This is a genomic window from Paraburkholderia hospita (genome assembly GCF_002902965.1).
Lineage (GTDB): Bacteria > Pseudomonadota > Gammaproteobacteria > Burkholderiales > Burkholderiaceae > Paraburkholderia > Paraburkholderia hospita.
Genome location: NZ_CP026105.1, coordinates 1,904,211 through 1,930,237 on the forward strand (window position 1 = coordinate 1,904,211; position 26,027 = coordinate 1,930,237).

25 protein-coding genes are annotated in these 26,027 nt (G+C 63.6%); 6 read left to right on the plus strand and 19 right to left on the minus strand.

Going from position 1 to position 26,027, the window contains the following annotated elements; genetic code table 11:
• Nucleotides 1-11: 11 nt before the first annotated feature.
• Nucleotides 12-1,430, minus strand: a complete 1,419-nt coding sequence (locus tag C2L64_RS08540) for a UDP-glucose dehydrogenase family protein (protein WP_079499577.1) — start codon at nt 1,428-1,430, stop codon at nt 12-14.
• Between the two features lie 74 nt (nt 1,431-1,504).
• Entirely contained in the window at nt 1,505-2,902 is a 1,398-nt protein-coding gene (locus tag C2L64_RS08545; protein ID WP_007585964.1) for an undecaprenyl-phosphate glucose phosphotransferase, read from the minus strand.
• A gap of 646 nt (nt 2,903-3,548) precedes the next feature.
• On the opposite strand from C2L64_RS08545, the gene C2L64_RS08550 reads away from it, so the two are divergent.
• Entirely contained in the window at nt 3,549-5,078 is a 1,530-nt protein-coding gene (locus C2L64_RS08550; RefSeq protein WP_007733156.1) for a mannose-1-phosphate guanylyltransferase/mannose-6-phosphate isomerase, read from the plus strand.
• A gap of 256 nt (nt 5,079-5,334) precedes the next feature.
• On the opposite strand, the gene C2L64_RS56220 is transcribed toward C2L64_RS08550, so the two are convergent.
• On the minus strand, nt 5,335-6,588 hold the full coding sequence (locus C2L64_RS56220; RefSeq protein ID WP_090835169.1) for a DUF6566 family protein: 1,254 nt from the start codon (nt 6,586-6,588) through the stop codon (nt 5,335-5,337).
• 561 nt (nt 6,589-7,149) lie between these two features.
• Nucleotides 7,150-7,446: a YciI-like protein gene (locus tag C2L64_RS08560; protein ID WP_090835171.1), complete on the minus strand. Its 297-nt coding sequence runs from the start codon at nt 7,444-7,446 to the stop codon at nt 7,150-7,152.
• Between the two features lie 262 nt (nt 7,447-7,708).
• Between C2L64_RS08560 and C2L64_RS08565 the strand changes: the two genes are divergently transcribed.
• From C2L64_RS08565 to C2L64_RS08575, 3 genes are all read left to right on the plus strand, one after another.
• Nucleotides 7,709-8,011: a PsiF family protein gene (locus tag C2L64_RS08565; RefSeq protein WP_007585957.1), complete on the plus strand. Its 303-nt coding sequence runs from the start codon at nt 7,709-7,711 to the stop codon at nt 8,009-8,011.
• A gap of 333 nt (nt 8,012-8,344) precedes the next feature.
• Nucleotides 8,345-8,791, plus strand: a complete 447-nt coding sequence (locus C2L64_RS08570; RefSeq protein ID WP_007585956.1) for a hypothetical protein — start codon at nt 8,345-8,347, stop codon at nt 8,789-8,791.
• A 439-nt stretch (nt 8,792-9,230) separates the two neighbouring features.
• On the plus strand, nt 9,231-9,818 hold the full coding sequence (locus C2L64_RS08575) for a BPSL1445 family SYLF domain-containing lipoprotein (protein ID WP_007585955.1): 588 nt from the start codon (nt 9,231-9,233) through the stop codon (nt 9,816-9,818).
• Between the two features lie 223 nt (nt 9,819-10,041).
• Here the strand turns inward: C2L64_RS08575 and C2L64_RS08580 are convergent, their stop codons facing one another.
• From C2L64_RS08580 to mltG, 10 genes are all read right to left on the minus strand, one after another.
• On the minus strand, nt 10,042-11,112 hold the full coding sequence (locus C2L64_RS08580) for a glycosyltransferase family 4 protein (protein WP_007585954.1): 1,071 nt from the start codon (nt 11,110-11,112) through the stop codon (nt 10,042-10,044).
• 413 nt (nt 11,113-11,525) lie between these two features.
• Entirely contained in the window at nt 11,526-12,689 is a 1,164-nt protein-coding gene (locus C2L64_RS08585; RefSeq protein WP_007585953.1) for an AAA family ATPase, read from the minus strand.
• 85 nt (nt 12,690-12,774) lie between these two features.
• Entirely contained in the window at nt 12,775-14,220 is a 1,446-nt protein-coding gene (otsA, locus tag C2L64_RS08590) for an alpha,alpha-trehalose-phosphate synthase (UDP-forming) (RefSeq protein ID WP_007585952.1), read from the minus strand.
• A 268-nt stretch (nt 14,221-14,488) separates the two neighbouring features.
• Nucleotides 14,489-14,845: a Rap1a/Tai family immunity protein gene (locus tag C2L64_RS08595; RefSeq protein ID WP_007585951.1), complete on the minus strand. Its 357-nt coding sequence runs from the start codon at nt 14,843-14,845 to the stop codon at nt 14,489-14,491.
• Between the two features lie 141 nt (nt 14,846-14,986).
• Entirely contained in the window at nt 14,987-15,724 is a 738-nt protein-coding gene (locus tag C2L64_RS08600; protein WP_079485666.1) for an ankyrin repeat domain-containing protein, read from the minus strand.
• A 51-nt stretch (nt 15,725-15,775) separates the two neighbouring features.
• Entirely contained in the window at nt 15,776-16,567 is a 792-nt protein-coding gene (locus C2L64_RS08605; RefSeq protein WP_079499570.1) for a TatD family hydrolase, read from the minus strand.
• Nucleotides 16,568-16,621: 54 nt separating this feature from the next.
• Nucleotides 16,622-17,128, minus strand: a complete 507-nt coding sequence (locus C2L64_RS08610; RefSeq protein WP_007585948.1) for a GNAT family N-acetyltransferase — start codon at nt 17,126-17,128, stop codon at nt 16,622-16,624.
• Between the two features lie 65 nt (nt 17,129-17,193).
• Nucleotides 17,194-18,252: a DNA polymerase III subunit delta' gene (locus C2L64_RS08615; RefSeq protein WP_007733169.1), complete on the minus strand. Its 1,059-nt coding sequence runs from the start codon at nt 18,250-18,252 to the stop codon at nt 17,194-17,196.
• A gap of 94 nt (nt 18,253-18,346) precedes the next feature.
• Nucleotides 18,347-18,967, minus strand: a complete 621-nt coding sequence (tmk, locus tag C2L64_RS08620) for a dTMP kinase (protein ID WP_007733170.1) — start codon at nt 18,965-18,967, stop codon at nt 18,347-18,349.
• Nucleotides 18,967-19,977 (minus strand): endolytic transglycosylase MltG, encoded by a 1,011-nt coding sequence (gene mltG / locus C2L64_RS08625; RefSeq protein WP_007733173.1) that lies wholly within the window; start codon nt 19,975-19,977, stop codon nt 18,967-18,969. The genes tmk and mltG overlap by 1 nt, the downstream gene beginning before the upstream one ends.
• Before the next feature lie 77 nt (nt 19,978-20,054).
• Here mltG and ygfZ point away from each other — a divergent pair, with 77 nt between their 5' ends.
• Together ygfZ and C2L64_RS08635 are read left to right on the plus strand one after the other, a co-directional pair.
• Nucleotides 20,055-21,116, plus strand: a complete 1,062-nt coding sequence (gene ygfZ, locus C2L64_RS08630) for a CAF17-like 4Fe-4S cluster assembly/insertion protein YgfZ (RefSeq protein ID WP_090835173.1) — start codon at nt 20,055-20,057, stop codon at nt 21,114-21,116.
• A 102-nt stretch (nt 21,117-21,218) separates the two neighbouring features.
• Complete coding sequence (locus tag C2L64_RS08635; protein ID WP_090835175.1) at nt 21,219-22,040, plus strand: NRDE family protein; 822 nt, start codon at nt 21,219-21,221, stop codon at nt 22,038-22,040.
• 21 nt (nt 22,041-22,061) lie between these two features.
• Here C2L64_RS08635 and C2L64_RS08640 read toward each other — a convergent pair whose 3' ends face one another.
• From C2L64_RS08640 to C2L64_RS08660, 5 genes are all read right to left on the minus strand, one after another.
• On the minus strand, nt 22,062-23,021 hold the full coding sequence (locus C2L64_RS08640; protein ID WP_090835330.1) for an alpha/beta hydrolase: 960 nt from the start codon (nt 23,019-23,021) through the stop codon (nt 22,062-22,064).
• A gap of 87 nt (nt 23,022-23,108) precedes the next feature.
• Nucleotides 23,109-23,978 (minus strand): SDR family oxidoreductase, encoded by an 870-nt coding sequence (locus C2L64_RS08645; RefSeq protein ID WP_090835332.1) that lies wholly within the window; start codon nt 23,976-23,978, stop codon nt 23,109-23,111.
• 52 nt (nt 23,979-24,030) lie between these two features.
• Nucleotides 24,031-25,029 carry an NADP-dependent oxidoreductase gene (locus tag C2L64_RS08650; RefSeq protein WP_090835177.1) on the minus strand — a complete coding sequence of 333 codons (999 nt, stop codon included), beginning with the start codon at nt 25,027-25,029 and terminating at the stop codon, nt 24,031-24,033.
• Nucleotides 25,030-25,087: 58 nt separating this feature from the next.
• The gene (locus C2L64_RS08655) at nt 25,088-25,567 is read right to left on the minus strand and encodes a PaaI family thioesterase (protein WP_407671757.1); all 480 of its coding nucleotides are present in this window, start codon (nt 25,565-25,567) and stop codon (nt 25,088-25,090) included.
• Nucleotides 25,568-25,867 (minus strand): Dabb family protein, encoded by a 300-nt coding sequence (locus tag C2L64_RS08660; RefSeq protein ID WP_176133831.1) that lies wholly within the window; start codon nt 25,865-25,867, stop codon nt 25,568-25,570.
• Between the last annotated feature and the right edge of the window lie 160 nt (nt 25,868-26,027).

The following is a 26,027-nucleotide window of genomic DNA, read 5'->3' on the forward strand; positions in this document are numbered from 1 at the left end:
GACGCCTGGGGTTACAGCGCGTCAGCCGTGGCAGCCGTCGCGAGCGAGGCCGCCGCCGCTTCGGACTGCGCGGACTGACGGCCAATCGCGTGATACTCGATGCCGAGTTCGCGCAGCGTGTCCGGCTCGTACAGATTGCGGCCGTCGAAGATCAGCGGCGTTTTCAGCAGCGTCTTGAGACTGTCGAAATCCGGGCTCTTGAAGACCTTCCATTCGGTGAGGATCACCAGCGCGTCGGCCTGCTCAGCCGCCTGCATTTCTTCATCCGCGAACGTGAGGCGCGCGAGATGTTGCGGCTTGTCCTTCAGGTCGAGCGCGAACACGCGCTTCGATTCGTCGACGGCGACCGGGTCATAGGCCACGACCTTCGCGCCGCGCGCCAGCAGTTCGGCGATCAGTGCACGGCTCGGCGCTTCGCGCATGTCGTCGGTATTCGGTTTGAACGCAAGACCCCAGACGGCGAACGTGCGGTCCGACAGGTCCTCGCCCAAACGTGCAACGATCTTGTGCGCGAGGATCTTCTTCTGCGTTTCGTTCACTGCTTCGACGGCTTCGAGAATGCGCAGGTTGTGGCCCATCTCGCTGCCCGTGCGGATCAGCGCCTGGACGTCCTTCGGGAAGCATGAGCCGCCATAGCCGCAGCCCGCGTACAGGAAGTCGTAGCCAATGCGCGGGTCCGAGCCCATGCCGCGGCGCACCGCTTCGATATCGGCGCCGACGCGGTCGGCGAGATTCGCGAGGTCGTTCATGAACGAGATGCGCGTCGCGAGCATCGCGTTGGCCGCGTATTTCGTGAACTCGGCGGAACGCACGTCCATGTACAGCGTGCGTTCGTGATTGCGGTTGAACGGCGCGTACAGGCGCTTCATCAGTTCGCGCGCCTTTTCGCCGGGCACGTCTTCGTCGCAACCGAGAATGATCCGGTCCGGGCGCGTGAAGTCGTCGACGGCGGCGCCTTCTTTCAGGAACTCGGGGTTCGACACGACCGAGAACATCTGCTTCAGGCCACGCGCATTCAGCTCTTCCTGCACGGCCTGCGCGACGCGGCGCGCGGTGCCGACGGGCACCGTCGACTTGTCGACGATCACCTTGAAGCCCTTCATATGGCGGCCGATATTGCGCGCCGCGGCCAGCACGTATTGCAGGTCGGCCGAACCGTCCTCGTCGGGCGGCGTGCCGACGGCGATGAACTGGATGTCGCCATGCGCGACGGCCGCTTCGATATCCGTCGAAAACTTCAGGCGCCCCGCCTTGCGGTTGCGCGCGATGATCTCCAGCAGACCCGGCTCATGGATCGGCACGCCGCCGTTGTTCAGCACGTCGATCTTGCGCTGATCGACGTCGAGGCAGAATACGTCGTGCCCGATGTCTGCCAGACAGGCACCCGTCACGAGGCCCACGTATCCGGTTCCAACGATCGTCAGGTTCATGAATTACACCTCGGAGATTGAATGTTCAGTGAATGAAGAACGCCTGGCGTTCTACCCGATGGACGCCACGCGCGTCAGTACGCGTTGCTGCCCACGAAGCCTTTCCAGAAAGTCAGGCCAACGATCTTGATGTCGAGCCAGAAGCTCCAGTGCTGCATGTAGTACAGATCGAGCTTGACGCGGCCCATCATCTTTTCGATGCGGTCGGTCTCGCCGCGATAGCCGTTGATCTGCGCCCAGCCGGTGATGCCGGGCTTGATCCGGTAGCGGTGCATGTAGCCCTTCACCAGATCCTTGTAGATGTCGTCGTGTTCGAGCGCATGCGGACGCGGCCCGACCACCGACATCTCGCCGCGCAGCACGTTGATGAACTGCGGCAGTTCGTCGAGGCTCGTGCGGCGCAGGAACGCGCCGACGGGCGTAATGCGCGGATCGCGGCGCGTGGCCTGCGTGATCTTGCCCGCCTGTTCCTGGTGGACCTTCATCGAGCGGAACTTGAAAATCTCGAACTCGCGTCCGTCGATGCCCTTGCGCCGTTGCCGGAAAAACACCGGGCCCGGCGACGACAGCTTCACGGCCACGGCAATTGCGAGCAGCAGCGGCGCGAGCGCCGTCAGTGCGGCGAGCGCGAACAGACGGTCGAAGATCCGCTTGGGCAGCACGCGCAGATCGGTGATCGGCGATGCGGCGAGATTGATCGCGGGCACGCCGAGCAGATCGACCATCGGCTGGTTGAGGAGCGTCAGGCTGCGCACATCCGGGATAAAGCGGATGTTCACGAAGTCGTTGCGGAACTCCATCACGAAGCGATGGATGATCTTCTCTTTCGACATCGGCAGCGCCATCCACAACTCGCGCACCGAACGGCGGCGCATCTCGTCGATCATCGCCGCGTAGTCGCGCCGCACGGGCACGCCTTCGATAGTTTCCGGCTCGTCGTTGTCTTCGTAGTGGCTGCGGCTATCGTTTTCGTCATAGACGATGACGGGGCTGAAGCCTGCTTCGGGACGGCTGCGCATCTGCTCGATCAGAAACTTGCCGTACGGCGCGCCACCGACGATAGCCACCCGCTTCTGGTTGAAGCCCTCGCGGCGCAGTCCGCGCAGCACGGCGTGCACCAGCGCCTTGGTGACGATCAGCAGCACCACGCTCGCGCCGGCCCAGTACGCGAGCCACAGGCGCGACAGCATGTCCGATCGGTGCAGGCTGAAGCTCATCAGCACGCCCGTCACCTCGACCATCAACCAGCCCATCGACACGCGCCACAGCAGGTCGTACAGCGGCTTGCCGCGCCACGACTGATAGATGCCGAGGGCCGGAAAGAACAGGATCACGAGCAGGCAGTCGAACGCCAGCGACACGCTTTGCATGTCGTCGAGCCATACGAAATGCCCTGCGTGCAGCGCGGCTGCGATCAGCGCGCCGAGCGCGACCATGCCGATGTCGATGATTCTCGATAGAACGCTCAGCATCTGCTGCCCCTCGCCTTGTCTGTCAGTTCAATCAAGTTCTATCCACGGTCCGTTGAAAAGTGCGCTGCGTAATTCGCGCGCCGGCTTGTCGGGTGATTCGCCAACCGGCCTTGCGTCTTGCGAATGGAAAAGCAACGCGGGAAAAGCAAATCACCTCGCATCCGGTGCATTGCGGTTTGCATTGCGACCCGAATACGAATGAATTGCGCCGGTGAGTGAATACCCTTGTACAAGCCTAGATAAAGCGGTATTAAAATTCCGGCTGCAAGGCGGTAAAAAATCTCAAAATGTATCAGCACGATTTACGATATTTTTTTCACTTTTATTCGGTAACTTTTGCCGAATTATGCGAGTTGGCACCGCACTTCACACCGCTCGACCCGCCTTTGCTGTGCTTTTTTTCCGCTGCAGTTTCAGTTGATGCCGTACGCGTGCCGGTCAGCCTCCGAATTTCAAGGCCGCGAATTGTGTCGCGTCAATTTTTGCATGATTTATTTTCTATTTTTCTGGCATTGCGAAATTATTCGTTAATGCATGTTGAGCATTTTGCATTGGAATTATTCGGTAGAAATTCAATGTCCATTTATTGACGCATTACGACGTGATAAAAACGAAGCCATTCACCCTGCTTCGAGGAGTTATCACCATGACTGCTACGGCGTCAGACGTCGACAATCGCCAGGCGAATCAAACCCGGCTCAACGTCAAGCTCAAGGTTCATCCCGTGATACTGGCTGGCGGTTCGGGAACACGGCTGTGGCCGATGTCGCGCGAACAGCATCCGAAACAGCTGATCGGTCTGCTGGGCGCAGACTCGCTGCTGCAATCGACGACGCAACGGCTCGATGGGCTCGATGCCGGTTATCCCGTCGCCGAGCAACTGGTCGTTGTCTGCAACGAAGATCATCGCTTCACGACGGCCGAGCAACTGCGCGTGAGCGGCAAACAGAGCCGCCTGATTCTCGAGCCCTGCGCACGCGACACCGCACCGGCTTTGACGATCGCGGCGCTTTCCGTGCTCGCGCAGGACCAGGACGGCATCATGGTCGTGATGCCCGCCGACCACGCGGTGACGGACACTGAAGGTTTTCACGCCGCCGTCGCGGCGGGCGTGCAGCATGCTGCAAACGGCCAGATCGTGACGATGGGCATCGTGCCGTCGCGCGCCGAAACGGGCTACGGCTACATTCGTATCGGTGCTTCACTGCCCGCCGTCGAAACGGCGAGCGAGCGCGTGATCGACGCGCACCAGCTCGACCGCTTCGTCGAAAAGCCGCACATCGAACTCGCGCAGCGCTATGTCGAGTCCAAAGAGTATTGGTGGAACAGCGGCATTTTCATTCTGCGCGCGTCGACGTGGATCAAGGCCGTGCGTCATTTCCATCCGGCCATTTATGAAGCCTGCGAAGCCGCGCATGCGCAAGGCACCACCGACGGCGACTTCTTCCGCGTGCAGCGCGACGCGTTCGGCGCGTGCCCGTCCAATTCGATCGACTACGCGGTGATGGAACGTCTGGGCGGCGACACGTCGGTATGCTCGGGCGTCGTCGTGCCGCTCGATGCCGGCTGGTCCGATGTCGGCTCGTGGGACGCGATCTGGGACATCCTGCCGAAGGACAGCGACGACAACGTCGGCCGCGGCAACGTTATGTTCGAAGGCGCCGGGTCGACATTCGCGCATTCCGAAGGCCGCTTGATCGCCTGCGTCGGCACGCACGATCTCGTCGTCGTCGAAACGGACGACGCGATTCTCGTCGCCGACAAGAGCCGCGTGCAGGACGTGAAGAAGGTAGTGGGCCGCATCCGCGAAGCGCATGGCGCGGAAGCCGTGAACCATCGCAAGGTGCATCGCCCGTGGGGTCACTACGATTCCGTCGACATGGGCGAACGCTTCCAGGTAAAGCGCATTGTCGTGAAGCCGGGCGCGCAACTGTCGCTGCAGATGCACCATCATCGCGCCGAACACTGGATCGTCGTGCGCGGCACGGCGCTCGTCACGCGCGGCGAAGAGCGCTTCATCGTGTCGGAAAACGAATCGGCGTATATCCCGCTCGGCGTCACGCATCGTCTCGAGAATCCGGGCAAGATGCCGCTGGAAATCATCGAGGTGCAATCGGGCTCGTATCTCGGCGAAGACGATATCGTGCGCTTCGACGACACGTACGGCCGGCGATAACGCGCATCGCTAACAAACGCAGCAGAGACGGACGCTGATGGATTGCGCCCGTCTCTGCTACGACGTGTTTGCTGATACCTCAGATTGAAACTGCGCAGATTGAAACTGCGGGGGTGAAGCGCGCGATGCGTGAACCACTGCATCGAATCACGACAATGAACGACGAGACAGCAACGACGCGCCTACCCGCTGCGCGTCTGCCCAAGTAACCGGTTCCAGTTCTGGCTCAAACGATGGCGTGCCTACGCCATCGTCATCATCCTGCGTGCGAATGCAGATTCAACGGCAACAGGTAGCGTTCGCCCGTTTTGTCCTTGGCGACTTCGGGCGGATAGCGCCGCAACGGCATCAGACGCGGATTCAGATGCTGCGGCAGATGCGGATTGCCCGTTGTGGCGGCAACGTTCGCCGCGGCGAGCGCTGGCGTCGGCGTGAGTTCGGGCATGGCGCGCGTGACCGGCCGCACGGCGACCTTCGGCGTGTGCATACCCACGCTCGACGGGTTCGCGCGCAGTCCTGCCGCTGCTTCATGCGTACGGCATTCGCGGTCGATCCATTGCCGCGCCCAGTCGAGCGCAAAACGGTGCGCTGCGTCGACATCGGCGAAACGCGGGCCGATCAGGCCGGAGCGCTCGACGCGCTTGCCGTCCTTCATGATCTCGGCCCACGCGCGGAATGCGTCGTTAGGCACCTGCTCTGCCTCGACGTAAATCGTATAGCCCTGGCGGTCGGCGACCTCCAGGCCGCGCGGCGCCGTGAGGCTCATCCACAGCGGCGTGTGCTGGCTATCCGCCGAGGTATCCGCCGAAGCGCTCGCGGTGGACGCGTCTTCGCCATGCGCGTCGGCTTGCGCCGGCGTGGCATGAGAGTCTGCGACGTGCGCCTGCATCGGCGCCTGCACAGCTTGCACGTCGACACGCTGCACGTCGCCGAAGACGACGCCGGCATCGAGCGCGCTCGCAGCGCTCACAGCACTTGCGCGCGGCGCCTCGACGAAGCCCGTCTCGACGGCAGCCGAGCCCGCCAGCTGACGCGTGATGTCGGCCATCGGCGCGAGCGCGCGCCAGCCCGACGGCGCGCCGCTCGGCACGTCCGACTCGGGACCAGACGATTGCCACGTCTCCGGACTCTTCCAGAACACGCCGCGCGCGAACTCGTCACGCGGCTTCGGCGCTTCGACCACAGGCGCCGGCTTCGGCGCAGCAGGCGGCGTCGGCTCGGGAATGTACGCGAACGCGCGCCCATTCAGCGTCAACAGACGGATCACTTCGGCCAGCGTGCCATCGGCTTGCCACTCCTCGAAGCGACGCCGGCACGTAGGACCTGACGGATAGCGGCCGGGAAGCCTCGACCACGGCTCGCCAGTGGTCAGGATCCACAGAACGGCATTGGCCACGATTCGAGGTTCGGCGCGGGGCCGTCCGCGTCGGTTCAGGCGGACGGCTGGCTCGTCGGAAACAAGCGCTGATACTTGCGCCCATTCGTCATTGCTTAGCTCATCGAAAAACATTGAGTTCTCCACGCAGCCTGGCCCGGCTGCGGCGTTGGGCTCGCACGAACTTCATTTTGGCGGTTCGTGTCGGGTCCTCGGTTGCACAATATGCTTATACGTTCGTGCGCCGGGATTAATAAAAGCACACCGATAGTGCGCTAATTCACCGGGACGACGCACAAAACGTGGTCTCACTCGTGCATGGGAGAATTTGTGCACGAAGCATACCATTCCTAGGGTTTGTCTGAATATGACGGAGACAAGTGTTACGGATAGAAACAATCTTGTCCTTTTTGCTGCGTCGTTTAGTTCATGACTGTCACAGAAATGACGTCAGTTGCAACGCTTCGAACATTGCGCGAACAGCGCGACGCAGCGCGTCCATGCTCGCGTCGTCGCGATGACAACGCCTGTTCGCGTGGATTGCGCACAACAGAGTTGACGCAGTTACATTCGCTTTGATGTAAGACGCATATGGTGCGCGTGTGCAGCGGCGTTTTTATTTGTGTTGCATCGTTGCCGCTGCGTGAAACGAATATTGCGTGGGGGTGGCGTTGATCTGTGGCGTCGGTGGGTGGCTCAGCGCACGGGCGTCGCCGCGTGTTCGCCGACGACAGTGGTCCACGGCCGCACGCGCCATTTCGTGACGAGACCGTTGAGCACATACGGATCGGCTTGCGCGAACGATTCAGCGACGGCGGGCGTTTCGCCTTCAAAGAGCAGCACGGCCATATCGACGGGATCGGCGAGTGCGCCGCCGAGATGCAGCTCACCCCGTTCGGCGGCCGCCCATGCGAGCTTCAGATGCGCGCCGCGAAACTCCGCGCGACGCTCAAGATAATCCGGCGACACATCGTAGATCAGCAGATAGTGCATGGCGAAAACTCCTGGATGGCGATGACAGCAACGACTCAAGCATAACGGTTCGCACGTTCAGGGTAAGCGATCTTAGGGAAAGACCTGTGCAGTCTGAGCGCGGCGTGCGTCAACCGTTTGTACGGTCCGCTCGTTCTGACAGCACCATGCATAGCAATGGTGACGGCGAACACAACGAAAGCTATCTGCCCGAGGCTAGCGCCCGGCTCGATGCCCGTCTCACGACAATCAACAACATTCACAACCCGTGATGGAGTGTCCCATGAAGATCCAAGCCGCTCTCGCTGCCCTCGCCCTGACAGGTCTGCTCGCGTCGCCTGCTTTCGCCGCGAACAGCCAGCAATCGAAGATGACCGACTGCAACAAGCAGGCAGGCGACAAGAAGGGAGACGAACGCAAGGCGTTTATGCAGAGCTGTCTGTCGGCAAAGCCGGCGTCGGCGGCGGCCGCGTCCGGCCCGATGACGCAACAGGACAAGATGAAGATGTGCAACAAGCAGGCGGCCGACAAGAAAGGCGACGACCGCAAGGCATTCATGAGCACCTGCCTGAGCAACAAGGGCTGAGATCCTGGTTGCGTGTCGCGTTGTGTAGGTTCGCGCGGCACGATTGGCGATGCGGTATCGACGGGCGGCATCCATCGCGGACGCCGCTTTTCTTTTGGGCTTCGTCATGGCGCAGCGACGGCGTTACGTCGAACCTGAAGCGTCGCGCATGCGCTTCCCGTCCCGCCTGCGACATGGCGCACACAAGCCGTGCATTCGCGTCATCACACCCTGCACTTCCCCGGCCGTTTTCTTCTATGATGGCGGCACAGACGGCCCATGCCCCACACAAAACAAGTCCCACGGGCCGCCAGCTTGTCGTTGATGCCGCAAGCGCATCGCACGGAGGCAAGGATGGTTGGGAGACACAAGAATCGCTGGTTGCGTCGCTGGCTGGTGGTGATCGTATTTTGGGCTGTGCCCGTGGCGATCGTCGCCGTGCGCGAGATTCAGGAGGAAATGGCCTATAACCGGGTCGACCTGAACAACGCGCTCACGACGTGGCAGCTGACCGACGCGCAACGCGCCGCAGGCGCCGCCGCGCGCTGCCACGGCACGCCCGACGTTGCGCGCGAAGCGGGCTGCCCCGCCGACGTGCTGAGCGCGAACGCGCCGCGCCAGCAGGACGCGATCAACGAGTACGCGGTCCGCAAGAGCACCTTGGCAGGCTATCTGTGGCATGCGTTCGTCGGCTACTGGGTCGTGCCTGCCGCAACCATCTTTGCGATCGGCTTCATCATCGGCATGGTGCGCCGCGCGCTGAGGCGGCCACCCGTCAATAAAAGTCCGGCGAATCATTAGCGATCCCGACGCGCGTGCTCGCGCTGCAACGCGTGCAACACGTTACCCGCGAGTTTGCGTACGGCATGCGGTGCGCTTCCGACGCGCCGCTGCGGCTTTCCCGCAACACTTTCCGTTCGCTTACAGCGAAGTTTGACGCAGTGCAAAAGCGGTAAATACGACTGCTTCCGGCAGACGTTCTCGCGGCTCGAATCCGGGCCAACGACGCGCATTGCCGTCTCCGCGCACGAGCGCCGGACAGCAGCCGGACAGGCTTCCCACCCGCGCAACCGACCGGCCAGAATTACCCAACAGATCGCTGACCATCGGCGGAGCGCCCGTCGCACAAGGGTTTGCGCGGTGACCCCAGAACCCTTGCATTACTGGTTGGTGTGATATAACTAAACAGGCAACCCGCGTGAACTGAGGCTGCACCCCGGAACCACGATGGAGAAAAACGATGCAAAGACGAAACTTCATGCTGAAGAGTACCGCCGCGCTCGCTTTCGGAACCCTTGCACTGGCCGGCTGCACCACCACCAAGAGCAGCGGGGAGTCTGCCGCTACGGACATGTCGAAGCGGCAGTCGATCGACGCTAGCGTCGACGGCACCATGTCCCGTCTCTACACGACGGTTCAAGGCTCACGCGAGCTGGTTGCGAAGGCGCGCGGCATTCTCGTGTTCCCGTCCGTGCTGCAGGTCGGCTTCGTGGTCGGCGGACAGTACGGCGAGGGCTCGCTGCGTGTGGGCGGCAGCACGGTCGGCTACTACAGCACGATCTCCGGGTCGTTCGGCCTGCAGGCCGGCGCGCAGTCGAAAGCGATCATCTTCCTGTTCATGACGCAGGATGCGCTCGACAAATTCCGCAGCTCGGACGGCTGGTCGGTCGGTGCCGATGCGTCCGTCGCGCTCATCAAGCTGGGCGCGAACGGCGTCGTCGATACGACCACGGCCACCGCGCCCGTCGATGTGTTTGTCCTGACGAACACCGGCCTGATGGCGGACGTGTCGCTGGCAGGTACGAAGGTGTCGAAGCTCAAGATCTGACGACATGGCGGCCTCGATGCAGGCCGCCGCGGCGCAGCGCTACGGGACGCGGACGGGAGTCCGCCTTGCGGTTCCGGCAAGTCGTCGATGGCGGGTGCGGCAATGCCGCCCTCGCCCATTGGCGATGGGTGTGATGAACACGATGGATGACTGGCGAATGACTAAGGGCGACGCAATCGTCGGATTGCGTCGCCCTTTCTTTATGCGGCTCTGACGTCTCGTTTCAGGTGCTCGACGACGCGTCGATCACCTTGAAGCGCGAACGCTTCTGCGCGCGAATCACCGACTGATACGCGTCCACGTATTGCTGCGCCATCCGGTGCGACGTGAAGCGCTCTTCGAACCGCTGGCGCACGCCCGCGCGCGGCAGCTTGTGCAGACGGTTGACAGCGGCCACCGCGCCGATCTCGTCCTCGACGATGAAACCCGACACGCCGTCGTCGATCACTTCGGGCACCGAGCCGCGATTGAACGCGATGACGGGCGTGCCGCACGCCATCGATTCAATCATCACCAGCCCGAACGGCTCCGGCCAGTCGATCGGGAAGAGCAGCGCATGCGCGCCCGACAGAAACTCGGCCTTCTGATGATCGGCGATCTCGCCGATGTACTCGACATACGGCAGATCCAGCAACGGCTTGATGTCGCGCTCGAAGTACTCGGCGTCGGCGGCATCGACCTTCGCGGCGATGCGGATCGGAATGCCACAGCGGCCCGCGATGCGGATCGCCGTATCGACGCGCTTTTCCGGCGAGATGCGGCCGAGAAACGCGAGGTACTTCTGCTCGACGGGCTGCGGCGTGTAGAGCGTTTCCGGCAGGCCGTGGTAGACGGTGCTGAGCCAGCGAGCCTGCGGCAGCGGATGACGCTGCGAGTTCGAGATCGAGATCACGGGTGCGGTGTTGAACGTGTCGAACACCGGCTGCTGCTCGGGCAGATCGAGACGGCCGTGCAAGGTCGTGACGAACGGCGTGTCCTGGCGCTTGAACACCGAAAACGAGTAGTAGTCCATGTGAAAATGGAGCACGTCGAACTCTTCGGCCTGACGGCGCACCAGTTCCATCAGCAGCATGTGCGGCGCGATGCGGTCGCGAATACCGGGATCGAGCCGCAGCGCGCGCGGCCACACGGGTTCGAGCTTCGCGCGCGTGACGGAATCCCCGCTTGCGAAGAGCGTCACATCATGGCCCAGGTCGACGAGCGCCTCGGTGATGTACGACACGACGCGCTCAGTCCCACCATATAGCTTGGGCGGCACCGATTCGGTCAAAGGAGCGATCTGCGCAATTCTCATCTGTGTCTCCAGGGGCCGCATGAGAGCGGCGGCAGCGAGCGGTGGCGAACGAGTATGACAGCAGGCAGGCAGCCGATCAAACGCGGTTTGGCGATTTCATGCGCACTGTGGCGCAATGTCGGGTTTATCCGTATGCGTAGTCTGGACGACGTCTGAACGACGGCTGCGCAACGGTTCTGGGCTTTCCAAAAAACACGCGCGCCTGACCTTCGGGCCACTTGTGTCCAATGCGCCGATTATTGCCCGGTGTTGCTCGAAACGCCGCAGGTATTTCAATTGCATTACGCTGTTACAGTCGGGAAACACTCGCTTCGGGCAATCCCTTCTTGCCCTTTCTCGCGATTTACTGCGGCGTGCGAAGCGCCTTGCCTTTGCCGGTCGCGCCACGTCGCGCCGCGTCACTCCGCATCGCGCTAGCGGGCTGGCCACTTCCACGCGGGAAGATCGCGCGACTCGGCGTCGGCGATGCGGGTCGCGCCCAACTGCTTTTCAAGCACGACGGATTCGCTGCCGTCCTCACGTTCCAGCGCCGCGATGAGCCGCGCCGCATGCGACACGACGATAACCTGCGAACGCAACGACGCCCGCGCGATCAGCCGCGCGAGCGCCGGCAGCAGATCGGGATGCAGACTGGTTTCCGGCTCGTTCAGCACGAGCAGCGCGGGCGGCCGGGGCGTGAGCAGCGCCGCGACGAGCAACAGGTAGCGCAGCGTACCATCGGACAATTCGGCGCCCTTCAGCGCGCGCAGCAAACCCTGCTGCTGCATCGTCACCTCGAAGCGCCCCTCGATATTGGTAATCGCCACGCGCGAACCGGGAAAGGCGTCGTCGATGGCGGCATCGAGCGCGGTCGCGTCGCCGATTTCGCGGATCGTTTGTAGCGCGGCGGCCAGGTCCGCGCCGTCGTCGCTGAGCACGGGCGTGTGCGTGCCGATCTGCGGCAGGCGCACAGGGGACTCGGCATCCGTTCTGAAATGATCGTAGAAACGCCAGGAACGGATCTGCTCGCGCACGGCGATCATCTCCGGCGCGCTACGCGGGTCAGAAAACTCCGTCATCATGCTGTCGAAACTAGCGACGGTATGCGGAATGGTCTGCCATTCGCCGTCGTCGTCACGCGTGCGGATCGACGCGCCATGCCGGTCGACCAGCAGCGCCGACGGACGCAACACGGGACCGCTCCAGATGCATTCGCGCTTGATGACGGGGTCGAGCCCGAACTGCGTTTCGCCTGGAATGGGCAGACCGAGATCGATTGCGTAGCCGAATTCATCGCCTGCAAAACCGAGCCGCAGATTGACGGGCTCCGTGCGGCGCGTGCCCTGCACGGGCGTGTCGCCCGCCAGCATCGCGCGGGAAAAGCGCTCGGGGCCCGCCCAAAGCGTGGATTGCAGCCCTCCCTCGCGCGCCAGCGACGGAATGACACCACCGCGCGCCGTCACGGCCAGCAGCCGCAACGCGCGATACACGCTCGACTTGCCGCTGCCGTTCGCTCCCGTAATCACGTTCAGACGCGCGAGCGGCACGATCAGATCGCGCAGCGAGCGATAGTTGGCGATGGCGAGCGTCGTCAGCATTCGGGCTCCGCACGGCCGGCGCGTCGATCGGACAAATCGGACAAGACAGCATTGTTCTGGATGTCGAACGGACGCCCGCGCTGCATCAGCCGCGCCCCGCCTTCTTTGCCGGCGCCCGTACTTCGCGCACGCTATCCGGCAACGGCGCAGGCGTGGGGACGCTGCGCAGATCGCGCAGGAACGAATCGCGCCACACGCCCAGATCGTTTTTGCGCAGTGCCTGCATATCCATCTCGTGACGCCGCTTGCGCTCGTCGAGCGGCATCGAGAGCGCGCGCTGCAACGCGTCGCACATGCCGAGCGAATCATGAGGATTCACAATCAACGCGCCTTCCAGTTCGGCCGCCGCGCCCGCGAACATCGACAGCACCAGCACGCCTGGATCGTCCGGATTCTGGGCCGCGACATATTCCTTCGCGACGAGGTTCATCCCGTCGTGCAAAGGCGTGACGAACCCGACCTGCGATTCGCGGAACAGCGACATCAGTTTCCAGCGGTCGTACTGCTGATTCAGATAGCGGATCGGCGTGTAGTCCAGCCCTGAGTACTTTCCGTTGATGCGCCCTGCTTCGTATTCGAGCTGCTGACGGATGTCCTGGTACGTGGTGACGTCCGAGCGCGTGGGCGGCGCGATCTGCACGAGCGTGACGTTGCCGCGCCACTCGGGCGAACGCTCCAGCAACGCTTCGAACGCGCGAAAGCGCTCGACCAGCCCTTTCGAATAATCGAGCCGGTCGACGCTCATGATCAGCTTGCGTCCTTCGAGGCTCTGCTTCAGGTCGAGCACATGCTGACGGCTTTCGTAGCGCTTCGCCTGTTCGGCGATGTCGTCGGGAAACACGCCGATCCGGTAGACGCCCGTGCGCAGCTGCCGGCCGAACGCTTCAGCCCGGCCATCGCTCGACACCGTACCGCGCGCGTGCCGGCGCAGATAGTCGTGAAAAGCGAGTTCGTCGTTGTCGGTCTGAAAACCGAGCAGGTCATAGCAGCACAGCGACTTCACCAGCTCTTCGTGCGGCGGGATGTTCAGCAGAATCTGCGGCGACGGAAACGGAATGTGCAGGAAAAACCCGATGCGGTTCTTGATGCCCTCGGATCGCAGCGCTTCGGCAAACGGAATCAGGTGATAGTCATGCACCCAGATGATGTCGTCCGGCTTCAGCAGTTTGATCAGCTTGTGCGCCAGCCACGCGTTGACCCGGCGATAGCCCGCGTACTCTTCGCGCTCGTAGCGCGCGAGGTCGTTGCGATAGTGGAACACGGGCCACAGCGTTGCGTTCGAGAAGCCGCGGTAGTACTGGTCGTAGTCCTTGCGCGTGAGGCCCGTGGTCGCGAAGGTCACAGTGCCGTCCACGTCGAGCGTCGGCCCGGCGTTGGCGACTGTTTCGCTGACGACGTCCCCGCTCCATCCGAACCACACGCCGCCCGCGTCCTTCAGCGCGCCGAATACGCCGACCGCGAGCCCGCCCGCGGAGCCTTTGGTCTCCGTGGGTGTTGCCACGCGATTCGACACGACGATCAGTCGGCCCATGTTGCTGTCCCTCCGCTCTGGTTGCCGCGGCCGGTCTGCCGTGGCCGGCGTGCATTGTTCAGTGCTGGTTCGACCGCGGTTGCGCCCGATCAGTTGCACATTTGTGCGGGGCCGGACGGCATAGGCCAAAAGACCGGCTTGGAACCGTGTCTAAAACGCGTCTAAAGCGGTGAAAAAAAAGCAGAAAACGCGCGCGGTGCAGCAAGCACGGCGCGCGTCGAGATGAATCGCGATAAACGAAACTGAAGCGACAGAAGCGAAGCGCCGCTCAGCTGCCCGACTTGCAGGGGAATGCCTTGCCGAGTCCCAGCGAGATGGCCGTGCTGGCGTTGTAGCCCGCCACGTTCGGGTTGTCGGCGATGTACTTGCGCACGGCGTCCGTCAGTTGTTGCGAGCGCGCGTCGGGCGGCAGGCAGAAATACTGGCCGACGCGCGGGCCCGTCGTCCCGCCGATCGCGTCGATCGTGTTGAACACGCCGTCCGCGGCGCCTTCGATATAGGCTGCACACGCGCTACGCGACGCAACGTCCGTCTTCGTGCACAGCTTGTTGAGGTCGCCCCCCGTAAACGCGGCAGCCGTCAGCGGCACGGCGAGCGCGCCGGCGCAAATCAAAACCCGCAGCATGTTTTTTTCCTTCCTGGTGTAAGCCCGGAACTTGACGGTGTCCGGCGGTCTTTGCCGCGCGGTTTTAGCCACCCGTCCCGGCTGCAATTCAGGCGCGTGGTGACCCGCGCCCAAGCTGCTATTTTGCACTGTTTTGCGGCGTTACTGGGGCGCCTGCGGGGCCTGTTTCTGCATTTGCTGGAGGCGTGCCGTCAGCCCTTCGACGACATCGGGCTCCTTATACTGTTTGGCGAAATCGAGCGCGGTCAGGCCGAGCTGGTTTTTCACGTTGAGGTCCGCGCCGCTGTCGAGCAGCAGCTTCACGGTCGACACATGGCCGCCGCGCGACGCCATCATCAGCGGCGTGGTGCCGTTCGGCGAGCCGGCGTCGATGTACGCGTCATGATCGAGCAGCAGCTTGACGATGTCGTCGTTGCCGTTCGCCGCCGCGTAGTGCAACGGCGCCCAACCCTTCTTGTTGACTTCCGCGTCCTTGGCGATCAGCAGCTTCACGATGTCGATGTCGCCGTTCAGCGCGGCCATCATCATCGCGTTTTCGCCCGCCTTGTCGAGAATCTCGATATTCGTCTTCGGATTGTCGATGAGCGCGGCGACCACCTTGTCAGATTTCTCGCGCGCGGCGATCACGATGAGCGGGATGCCCTGGTTGTCGGCCATGTTCGGGTCCATGCCGTTCGCCAGCTGCTTCTTCACTTCCTTCACGTCGTCGAACTTGACGGCCTTGATCATCGTGTCGGCGGGTGCGGCGTGCGCAGGCAGCGCGCCGAGCGTCGCGAGCGCGACACCTGCTGCCAGCGTCAGTTTCGCCAGGCTACGGCGCAGGTCGGCGGCGCGGGCGGAAGCCGCGCCATGATGGCCCTCGGTCAGATATTTTTTCATGTGTTGCTTTAGGAGTATTTCCTATCCTGTTGATACTACGTATTTTTCACTTCAAACGCCTGCCGGCGCCGGAATCTTGAACAGACGGAAAAAGTTCTCGCTGGTCGCTGCCGCGAGCGCTTCGTCCGCCATCTCGCGCTGCTGCGCGATGAAGCGTCCGACATAACTGACGTACGCAGGTTCATTCGGCTTGCCGCGATACGGCACGGGCGCGAGGTACGGCGAGTCGGTTTCGATCAGCAGACGCTCGAGCGGCACGCGGCGCGCGACGTCCTGCACGTCCGTCGCGCTCTTGAAGGTGACGATGCCCGACAGCGAAATATAAAAATTCTGCGCGAGCGCCTGTTCGGCGACGGCCCACGGTTCCGTAAAGCAGTGCATCACGCCGCCCGGCACGCTCGCGCGTTCCTCGGCCATGATCCGCAGCGTATCCGCCGCCGACGCGCGCGTATGGACGATCAGCGGCTTGCCCGTCTGGTGCGCGGCGCGGATATGCACGCGAAAACGCTCGCGCTGCCACTCCATCTCGTCGATCGAGCGGCCTTCGAGGCGGTAATAGTCGAGCCCCGTCTCACCGATCGCGACCACCTTCGGATGCTGCGCCAGTTCGACCAGCTCGGCGACCGTCGGCTCCCGCGCATCCTCATGGTCCGGGTGCACGCCCACTGACGCATACACGTTGTCGTACGAACGCGCGATGTCCAGCACGGACGGCAGCGTTTCGAAGTCGACGGACACGCACAGCGCGTGCGTGACCGAATGCGAGCGCATGTTTTCCAGCACTTGCGGCAGACGGTCGCCGAGTCCTTCGAAGTTGATATGGCAGTGGGAATCGACAAACATGGTGAAGTCCTGCGAAAAATCCGATGACGTTTGAGGCGAGTCGTACGGCAACGCTTACTGCGCGCCGTCCAGACGCTTGCCGAGGATAACCAGATCGCGCTCGACGCCATCCAGCACCGCGACGCGCGGCAGCGTGCCCCATGCCGCGAAGCCGAACGCCTGGAAGAGTCGCACGCTAGGCTCATTGTGGCCGAATACAAAGCCGAGCACCGTGTCGATACCGAGTTTCGGCGCGGCTTCCAGCGCGGCTGCCAGCAGTTTCTTGCCAAGCCCCTTGCCGCGCGCGGCTTCATCCAGATAAATGCTGACTTCGGACGTGCGCTGATAAGCCGGGCGTCCGTAGAAATCGGAAAAACTCAGCCACGCGATCACTTTCCCCTGATCTTCGACGATCCACAGCGGACGCTTCTCAGGACCGTGCGCCTCGAACCACGCGCGGCGGCTGTCGATGCTCACCGGCTCCAGATCGGCCGTAACCTGGCGCGACGGCACGGTCGAGTTGTAGATGGCGACGATGGCGGGCAGATCGTCGAGCGTAGCGTCGCGGTATTGAAGAGTCATGTCGATGTCGTTGATGGAATGAGCTAAAAACGGTTGTGCTTCACATGCGCTGCGAACGGATCTGGCTACTGGACGAACAGGTCGCGATAGCCGAGAAACAGTTCTTCGAACACGAGCCGCGCGTTGAGCGGATGGTTTTCGACCGCGCGTTGCCGCGTGACCGTCCGCATGAAGCGCGCGAAACCGTTCGCGTCGGCCTGCGACGCGCAACGCGAGAGCGCCGCCGACGCCGCCGGGAAATAACGTGGCGTGCCCGTCGTGCCGACAGTGGACTGGGCGAGCAGATCGTACATCCAGCGCTGCAGCCAGCCCAGCACGAGCGGCACGGGCAGCTTCTGCAAGGTCTCGCCGCACGCGAACGCGTCGCAATTGGGGCCGGCCGCCAGTTGTTTCAGGGTCCAGTCGCGCAGCGGGCGGTTTTCGTCGCTGGCCAGCGCCAGCGCCGCGAGCGGCGCACCGCCTGCTTCCGCGAGCAGGCCCGGCGCATCAGCCACGCCCTGTTGCGCGAGCCACGCGGTAGCGGCCTGGGGCGACGGCGTCGTCATCGGCCACTGGCGGCAACGGCTGATGATGGTCGGCAGCAGCCGGTCGATGCGCGCCGACACCATCAGGAACACGACGCCCGCAGGCGGCTCTTCAAGCGTTTTCAGCAGCGCGTTGGCTGCCGCGACGTTCAGCGCCTCGGCGGGATACAGCACAACGACGCGCACGCCGCCGCGATGCGAGCCAACGCCGCAAAAATCCAGCAGCGCCCGCACCTGCTCGATCTTGATTTCCTTGCTCGGCGTGCGTGTTTTCTTGCCGCCTTCGTCGGCGTCGGCTTTCTCTTTTTCGGCCTTTTCGTCGGCGGCGGCGCTGGTGAAGCCCGCTTCCGCAGCGAGCGCCTCCGGAAGCACGATCCGGTAGTCCGGATGATTGCCCTGTTTGAACCATGTGCACGCCGCGCAGCTGTCGCACGGCTGGCCGTCGGGCAATGCCGACTCACACAGCAGACCCTGCGCCAGATGCTGGGCAAAACGCAGCTTGCCGATGCCGGCCTGCCCGTGAAGCAGCAGCGCATGCGGCCAGTGGGCACGCAATTGCTGCAGGCGGTTCCAGTCGTCGGTTTGCCACGGATAAATCATCGTATCTCTTTCGATTCAATAGGTTGAAGAGGATATTTGAAGTATCGGCTGAGATTTGTTCGCAGATATAGGGTGAATTTATATCGACGTAAAATCAAAGAGATACGATCAGTTCCTCAAGATGCTTCTGAATTTCAGCGATGCTGCGCGTCGAGTCGATGATATCGAATCGGTAAGGCGCTTCCTCCGCACGGCGCAGATATTCGGTGCGGGTGCGCGTGAAAAACGCATCCGATTCGCTCTCGAAACGGTCCGGCGCGCGCGCCGCGCTGCGTCGCTCGCTGGCTGTCTCGGGCGGCACGTCGAACAGCACGGTCATGTCCGGCTGGAAACCGCCCTGCACCCAGCGCTCGAGCGTTTCCAGCTTGTCGCGCGGCAGGCCGCGTCCACCGCCCTGATAGGCGAAGGTTGCGTCGGTGAAACGGTCGGACAGCACCCAGTCGCCGCGAGCGAGCGCCGGCTCGATCACCTGCGCGAGATGCTCGCGGCGCGCGGCGAACATCAGCAGCGCCTCGGTTTCGAGGTCCATCGACTGATGCAGCAGGATGTCGCGCAGCGACTCGCCGAGCTTCGTGCCGCCCGGCTCGCGCGTCATGACAACGGAACGGCCGGTGGGCGCGAGCTTCTGCTCCAGCCGGTCACGGAACCAGCCGAGATGCGTCGTCTTGCCCGCACCGTCGATGCCCTCGAACGTGATGAATTTTCCCCGAGCCATCATTGACCTCGAATGTATTTGTCGACGGCCTTGTTGTGATCGCCGAGCGTGTCAGAAAAGATGCTGCTGCCGTCGCCGCGCGACACGAAATACAGCGCGCTGGTCTGCGCCGGATTGAGCGCGGCCTGTAGCGATGCGACGCCCGGCAGCGCGATGGGCGAAGGCGGCAAGCCCATCCGCGTATAGGTATTGTAAGGAGTGTCCGTCTGCAAATCCTTCTTGCGCAGATGGCCCGAGTAGCTCTCGCCCATTCCATAGATGACGGTCGGATCGGTCTGCAGCGGCATGCCGACGCGCAGACGGTTCGCGAACACGCCCGCGACCATCGGGCGGTCGGACGCCTTGCCCGTTTCCTTTTCGATGATCGACGCCATGGTCAGCGCATCGTACGGCGTCTTGTACGGCAGACCCGGCGCGCGCGCCACCCATGCTTCGTCGATGCGCAGCTTCATCAGCCGGTACGCGCGTCGATAGACGTCGAGGTCGCTCGTGTCCTTGTCGAACAGGTAGGTGTCCGGGAAGAACAGCCCTTCGCCGTTGCCCGTCGGCGTTTCAGGCGCACCGATCGCCTTCAGGATATCCGCGTCCGACATGCCCGCCGTGTCGTGCTTCAGCGCCGGGTTCGAATCCAGCTCGGCGCGCATGTGCCTGAAGGTCCAGCCTTCGATGATCGTCGCCACGTACTCGTTGACGTCGCCGCGCGCGATCTTCTGCAGCACGTCGTACGGCGTGATGCCCTGCTTGAATTCGTAGTTGCCCGACTTCAGCGCCGATTGCAGTCCGAGCACGCGCGTCATCATCACGAACAGTTCCGGCTCGACGGGGACGCCGCCACGGTTGAGTTGCGTCGTGACGCTGCGCAGGCTGCTGTGCGGCTTGATCGTGACATCGAGTTGCGGGGTGGCGAGCGGGACGGGGGTGGTGGCCCAGTGGTACGCGCCGTACGTCGCGGCGGCGAGCAGCATCGCGAGCACGACGCAGGCGATGAGGCATTTCTTCAGGAGGGACATGGAAACGTGGTTCGGGTGAAGCCAATATAATACTTGCTTGCCTCCGCCAAAGTCAGAATTGACTGTTCCCCGAATCCATGAACGCACCGCTTGCTTCTGCTCCTGGCACTGCTGTCCCCGCTTCTGCTGCTGTTTCCGTCGCGCTTCCCGTGTTGCCGCGCCCCGCGCGCGAGGAGTTCGACGCCGTCCTCTCGCGCGGCGCGTTCATGCCGCTGCCGCAGTTCGGCGTGATCGACGCGAAGGGCGACGACGCCGCTGCCTTCCTGCACTCGCAACTCACCAGCGACACGCAGCACCTCGACGCCGCGACGGCACGCCTTGCCGGCTACTGCTCGCCGAAAGGCCGGCTGCTGGCGTCGTTCCTCATATGGTGCGGCGGCGAGTCGATCCGGATGCTGGTGTCGAAGGACGTGCAGCCCGCCGTGCAAAAGCGTCTGTCGATGTTCGTGCTGCGCGCGAAAGCGAAGCTCAGCGACGCGTCGGGCGATACGCTTGCCATCGGTCTTGCCGGTGACGTGCGAGGCGCGCTGTCGGGCGTGTTCGACGCGATTCCCGACGGCGTGCACGTGAAAGTGGACGGACCGGCCGGGTCGCTGGTGCGCGTGCCCGATGCGGCAGGCCGCCTGCGCTACGTATGGATCGGACCGAAAGCGGAAGTCGAAGCGCGCCTGCCCGTGCTCGAAGCCAAACTGCGGCGCGTGTCGCCTGCCGTGTGGGACTGGCTCGACATCCGCGCCGGTGAGCCGCGCATCACGCAGCGTGTGGTCGAGCAGTTCGTGCCGCAAATGATCAACTTCGACGTGCTCGGCGGCGTCAATTTCCGCAAAGGCTGCTATCCGGGCCAGGAAGTGGTCGCGCGCAGCCAGTATCGCGGCACGATCAAGCGGCGCATGTCGCTCGCGAACGTCGTGGGCGAAACGGAGAGCGTCGTGCCGGGCGCCGAGCTGTTTCATTCGGACGATCCGGGCCAGCCGTGCGGGATGCTCGTCAACACGGCGGCCGCGCCTGACGGCGGCGTCGATGCCCTCGTCGAGATCAAGCTGGCCGCGCTCGAAAACGGCAGCGTGCATCTGGGTGCCGCCGATGGCCCCGCGCTGACCTTCCTGCCGCTGCCCTACGCGCTGCCGACGGAAGTCTGACGCGCCAGTCAAATCCGCACGGCGCCGCGCCTTCCTTTCTGGATTTCTGGCGCGGCGTGTTCCTGCCTTATTCACGCGTTCTCTTTACCAAGACTTCTGCCGATGTGTCTGATCGTGTTCGACTGGCGCCCCGAAGCGTCTGACGGTCCGCTGTTCACGCTCGCGGCGAATCGCGACGAATTCCTCAAGCGCACGGCGGAACCGATGCATTGGTGGGACGATGCACCCGGTTTGCTCGCGGGCCGCGATCTGGTCGGCGGCGGCACGTGGCTCGGCTTGACGCGCGACGGGCGCTTTGCCGCGCTGACCAACTATCGCGCGCCCCACGAAATGCGCGCCGATGCGCCGACGCGTGGCACGCTGGTCAGCAACTGGCTGTCGGGCGATCACGGTATCGAAAGCGGTGCGCCGCTCGGCTATCTGTTGCGCGTCGCGCAGGACGGTGACATGTACAACGGCTTCAATCTGCTCGTCGGCGACTGGACGCGGCGCGAACTCGCGTGGTACTGCAACCGCTCGCCGTCCGCGCCAACGCTGCTCGCGCCGGGCACGCACGGCATCTCGAACGCGGTGCTCGATACGCCCTGGCCGAAACTCGTGCGCAAGCGCGCCGAACTTGCCCAGGCGCTCGCCGACGAAGCCCGTCCGCCGCTCGCGACGCTGATTGGCCTGATGCGCGACCCGCACGTCGCCCGCGACGACGAGCTGCCGGCGACGGGCATTTCGCTCGAACGCGAACGCGCGCTGTCGGCGGCCTTTATCGATACGCCCGATTACGGCACACGCGGCACGACGGCCGTGCAGGTGTTTGCGCAGAACGGACGCCTGAGTGTCGCGGCGCTAGAACGCAGCGACGACAACGGCTCGCATCGTGTCGTGCGTCCCGGCGATTACGAGCGCAGTTTTACGTTCGATATCGCCTGAAGGCGAAACGGCCGCTCATCTTCATTCGATTCCGAACGCGGCGCGCAATGCCGCCGCCGCGTCCGCATGCGCGATGGCCACGTCGGGCACGTAGCCACCCATCTTGAAGAATTCGTGGATCATGCCCGCGTAGCATTTGAACGCAACGGTATTGCCCGCCTCGCGCAGCTTGTGCGCGTAGGCCTCGCCTTCATCGCTCAACGGGTCGTATTCGGCCGTCGCGATCCATGCGGGCGCCACGCCGTGAAACTCCGGCGCGTCGCGCGTGCCGTCGAGCGGCGCGAAACGCCAGTCGTGACGGTCGTCGGCATCGCGGACGTATTGCTCGAAGAACCATTGAATCGTGTCGCCAGACAGCAGATAACCATCCGCCAGGCGTTCGTGCGAGTCCGTCTGTTGATGGCCTGTCGTGCCAGGGTAGATCAGCAGTTGCAGCACGAGCGGAATGCCTGCGTCGCGCGCGAGCACGGCGCATACCGTGGCGAGCGTGCCGCCCGCGCTGTCGCCGCCGACGGCGATCCGGCTCGCGTCGATGCCGTAAAGCGGAGCGTTCTCGTGCAGCCACTTGAGCGCGTCGAACGCATCGTCGACGGCGGTGGGAAATTTGTACTCCGGCGCGAGCCGGTAATCGACCGACATCACCACGCATTGCGCGTCGCACGCGAACATCCGGCAGAGCGCGTCGTGCGTGTTCACGCTGCCGACCGTGAAACCGCCGCCGTGATAGTAGACGAGCGCGGGCGCGGGATTCGCCCATTGCGGCTCGGCGGGGTGATAGAGACGCACGCGAATGGACTCGCCGTCGCGCACCGGCACGTCGATGTCCTCGACGGAAAACATCGGCGCCGTGGGCACTTCGAGTATCGGCGCGCTTTTCTCGTACGATGCCCGCGCCGCTTGCGGCGTCAGATCGTGATACGCGGGGCGCTTTGCGCGCGCGATCATGTCGAGCACCTGCTCGATCTTCGGATTCAGCGGCATGATCGGACGACGGCGCAGATGCACCGGACGGTTGAATGAGCGCGCCATGATGCCACGAACGCGCGTTGACGCGCTCGCATCGGCGCGCTAGCGTGCTTGCTTGACCTCGGGTTTGAGCGACAGCGGATCGGTCGGATTGCGCTGCTGCTCGATGTCCTCGTGCCGCAGGCGCACCGTCTCGAGAATGGCGGGATGCGTGAGGATATAGAAACGCCGCGCGGCGATCGCGTCGAACGTCAGTGCCGCGACATCCGCCGCGCCCAGCTTGCCGGATCGCACCGCGCGCTGCAGTTGCTTGTCGGCGGCGAGCTGCGAGCGCGTGGGTTCGGCGCTATTGCGAAGCGACTCGGGACGCGCGCGCTCGGCACCGGCGATGCCCGTCGGCACGAACGCAGGACACAGCAGCGAGCACCCGACCTCGCCGCCCGCATTCTGCAGATCGTGATACAGCGTCTCCGTCAGCGAGACGACCGCATGCTTCGACGCGTTGTAGATGCCCATCGACGGCGGCGACAGGAGCCCCGCCACCGACGCCGTATTGACGATGTGCGCCGGCTCGTTCTGCTTCAGCATGATGGGCGTGAAGATACGCACGCCGTGGGCTACGCCCATCACGTTGACGCCGAACACCCACGCCCAGTCGTTTGCCGAGCTTTCCCACAGAAAGCCGCCGGAGCCGACTCCGGCATTGTTGAAAAGCAGATGAACCTTGCCGAAGGCGGCGAGCGCGGCATCCGCGAGCGCCTGAACCTGTGCGCCATCGGACACATCCGTTTGCACGCCGATGACCTCGGCCCCCGATGCGCGCAATGCATCGACGGTTTGCGCGAGCGCGTTCGCGTCGACATCCGCCAGCACGAGCCTCATGCCGAGCGACGCGCCCTTTTCCGCGAACGCGCGGCCGAAGCCGCTCGCCGCGCCTGTAATCACGGCGACTTTGCCGTCGAACTCGAACATGCCGTATCCCTCGTTCAGCGATTGCGCGTGGCGCGTTCCGATATGCGCCAACTCAGATCAGCTTGACGAGCTGCTTGCCGAAGTTGTGCCCCTTGAGCATGCCGAGAAACGCTTCGGGTGCGTTTTCCAGACCTTGCGCGACGGTCTCGCGATACTGCAGCTTCTTCTGCGCGACGAGCGTGCCGAGTTCTTTCAGCGCATCCGGCCACACATCCATATGCTCGCTGACGATGAAGCCCTGAACCAGAAGTCGCTGCGTGAGCAGCAACGCCGGATGTTTGAGCGGCATAGGCGCGCCGTCATAACCCGCAATGAAGCCGCACAACGCGATGCGACCATGCGCGTTCATCCGCGCGAGCGTCGCGTCGAGCCCTTCGCCGCCGACGTTCTCGAAGCAACCGTCCACGCCGTCCGGCGTCGCCGCCTTGAGGTCCTGATAAAGATTGCCTGCCTTGTAGTCGACGCATGCGTCAAAGCCTAGCGTCTCGACCACATAGCGGCACTTGTCCGGACCGCCCGCGATGCCGACGGCGCGCGCGCCCGCCTGCTTCGCAAGTTGGCCGACGACGCTGCCGACCGCCCCGCTCGCCGCGCTGACGACGACCGTCTCGCCCGCCTTCGGCGCGATGATCCGGTTCAGGCCGTACCACGCCGTCACGCCGGGCATGCCGACGGGGCCGAGATACGCGGAGAGCGGCACATGCGTGTCGTCGATCTTGCGCAGGGCCTTGCCGTCCGACGTGCCGAATTCCTGCCAGCCAGACATGCCGACTACCTTGTCGCCGGGCTTGAATGCCGCGTTCTTCGACTCGATCACTTCGCCCGTCGTGCCGCCGATCATCACTTCGTTCAGCGGCTGCGGCGTTGCGTACGACTTCGCGTCGCTCATGCGGCCGCGCATGTACGGGTCGAGCGACAGATAGTGATTGCGCACGCGCACCTCACCCTCGGCGAGCGGCGGGAGCGGCGTTTCGACGAGCTTGAAGTTGTCGGCGGATGCCGCGCCCTGCGGACGCGACACGAGCAGAATCTGGCGATTGATCTGGCTCATGGCGGGTTTGTCTCCGGAAATATGGGGTGAAATAGGGAGCGGGAGCACCACGCGGCGTTCAGCCGTCGCTCGGCCCCGGCTTCGCCGACGGATCGCTGCGCAGCCGCTGCTGCCGCACTTCGCGGCCAACGGCGAGACGCCGCATGTACTTGAACGTGCCGAGCGCCTTCGCGACGAAATGGCCTTCGCTGTCGCGAATCTCGCCTTCGCAATAGGCCATCGTGGTCGAACGGTGCAGCACGCGGCCCGTCGCGCGTAACTCGCCGCTGCCGGGCTGCATGAAATTCACCTTCATCTCGACCGTGACGACGCCGACGCCATCGGCAGCGAGGCTGCGCGCGGCCATCGCGAGCGCGACGTCGGCGAGCGTCATCGTGATGCCGCCGTGCGACACGGCCCACGTGTTCAGATGCTCGGGACGCAGCGCCAGCAGGACCTCGCTGGCGCCGTCCCCCGCCGAAATGAGTTGCACGCCGATGTGATCGATGAACGGGCTTTCAATCACCAGCTGATTGGTGGAAGAGTCAGTCATATGCATTCAGAGTTCGTAGTCGACGGCCTGACGCGCCTCGCGGATCGGCGCGAGAAACGCCTTTACGTCCTGATGCGCGGGATGGACCTGATACGCGTCCAGCGCTGCCTTGTCGGTGAAATCGGATACGAGCACGACGTCATAAGTCGAGTCGAGGCCTGGCGTCGCGATACCGACTTCGAGATGCACGATACCCGGCACGGCATCGCGGCAGGCTTCCAGTTTTTGCTTCAGCACAGACGCATTCTGCTCCCGCGTCCGGCCTTCTCCCTCGTTCAACTTCCACATCACGATATGACGAATCAAGACGTTCACCTTTGCTGTTGACCTTGCGTCGCGGTCCGCACGGAGCGCATGCAGGACACACATGAAACACGCTTCGTCAGATGATACCTGCACTGCGCGAGACGATGAATCGAGCTGCACGGCATAGGACAAACGCACAGGTCGTCCGTGCATTCGTCCC

Bases quoted from the DNA above. Each gene is read 5' to 3' on its own strand.
- C2L64_RS08615 (WP_007733169.1), bottom strand. From the start codon at position 18,252: ATGATTTATCCGTGGCAAACCGACGACTGGAACCGCCTGCAGCAATTG.
- C2L64_RS08645 (WP_090835332.1), bottom strand. From the start codon at position 23,978: ATGTTCGAGTTCGACGGCAAAGTCGCCGTGATTACAGGCGCGGCGAGC.
- C2L64_RS08585 (WP_007585953.1), bottom strand. From the start codon at position 12,689: ATGCTGACGACGCTCGCCATCGCCAACTATCGCTCGCTGCGCGATCTG.
- C2L64_RS08580 (WP_007585954.1), bottom strand. From the start codon at position 11,112: ATGAGAATTGCGCAGATCGCTCCTTTGACCGAATCGGTGCCGCCCAAG.
- C2L64_RS08655 (WP_407671757.1), bottom strand. From the start codon at position 25,567: ATGCATATGACTGACTCTTCCACCAATCAGCTGGTGATTGAAAGCCCG.
- C2L64_RS08640 (WP_090835330.1), bottom strand. From the start codon at position 23,021: ATGCCGCTGAATCCGAAGATCGAGCAGGTGCTCGACATGATCGCGCGC.
- C2L64_RS08560 (WP_090835171.1), bottom strand. From the start codon at position 7,446: ATGCACTATCTGCTGATCTACGATGTGTCGCCGGATTATCTTGAGCGT.
- C2L64_RS08595 (WP_007585951.1), bottom strand. From the start codon at position 14,845: ATGCTGCGGGTTTTGATTTGCGCCGGCGCGCTCGCCGTGCCGCTGACG.
- C2L64_RS08550 (WP_007733156.1), top strand. From the start codon at position 3,549: ATGACTGCTACGGCGTCAGACGTCGACAATCGCCAGGCGAATCAAACC.
- C2L64_RS08565 (WP_007585957.1), top strand. From the start codon at position 7,709: ATGAAGATCCAAGCCGCTCTCGCTGCCCTCGCCCTGACAGGTCTGCTC.
- C2L64_RS08635 (WP_090835175.1), top strand. From the start codon at position 21,219: ATGTGTCTGATCGTGTTCGACTGGCGCCCCGAAGCGTCTGACGGTCCG.
- C2L64_RS08575 (WP_007585955.1), top strand. From the start codon at position 9,231: ATGCAAAGACGAAACTTCATGCTGAAGAGTACCGCCGCGCTCGCTTTC.
- C2L64_RS08540 (WP_079499577.1), bottom strand. From the start codon at position 1,430: ATGAACCTGACGATCGTTGGAACCGGATACGTGGGCCTCGTGACGGGT.
- mltG (WP_007733173.1), bottom strand. From the start codon at position 19,977: ATGTCCCTCCTGAAGAAATGCCTCATCGCCTGCGTCGTGCTCGCGATG.
- C2L64_RS08605 (WP_079499570.1), bottom strand. From the start codon at position 16,567: ATGTTTGTCGATTCCCACTGCCATATCAACTTCGAAGGACTCGGCGAC.
- ygfZ (WP_090835173.1), top strand. From the start codon at position 20,055: ATGAACGCACCGCTTGCTTCTGCTCCTGGCACTGCTGTCCCCGCTTCT.
- C2L64_RS56220 (WP_090835169.1), bottom strand. From the start codon at position 6,588: ATGTTTTTCGATGAGCTAAGCAATGACGAATGGGCGCAAGTATCAGCG.
- C2L64_RS08650 (WP_090835177.1), bottom strand. From the start codon at position 25,029: ATGAGCCAGATCAATCGCCAGATTCTGCTCGTGTCGCGTCCGCAGGGC.
- tmk (WP_007733170.1), bottom strand. From the start codon at position 18,967: ATGGCTCGGGGAAAATTCATCACGTTCGAGGGCATCGACGGTGCGGGC.
- C2L64_RS08545 (WP_007585964.1), bottom strand. From the start codon at position 2,902: ATGCTGAGCGTTCTATCGAGAATCATCGACATCGGCATGGTCGCGCTC.
- C2L64_RS08600 (WP_079485666.1), bottom strand. From the start codon at position 15,724: ATGAAAAAATATCTGACCGAGGGCCATCATGGCGCGGCTTCCGCCCGC.
- C2L64_RS08610 (WP_007585948.1), bottom strand. From the start codon at position 17,128: ATGACTCTTCAATACCGCGACGCTACGCTCGACGATCTGCCCGCCATC.
- C2L64_RS08570 (WP_007585956.1), top strand. From the start codon at position 8,345: ATGGTTGGGAGACACAAGAATCGCTGGTTGCGTCGCTGGCTGGTGGTG.
- otsA (WP_007585952.1), bottom strand. From the start codon at position 14,220: ATGGGCCGACTGATCGTCGTGTCGAATCGCGTGGCAACACCCACGGAG.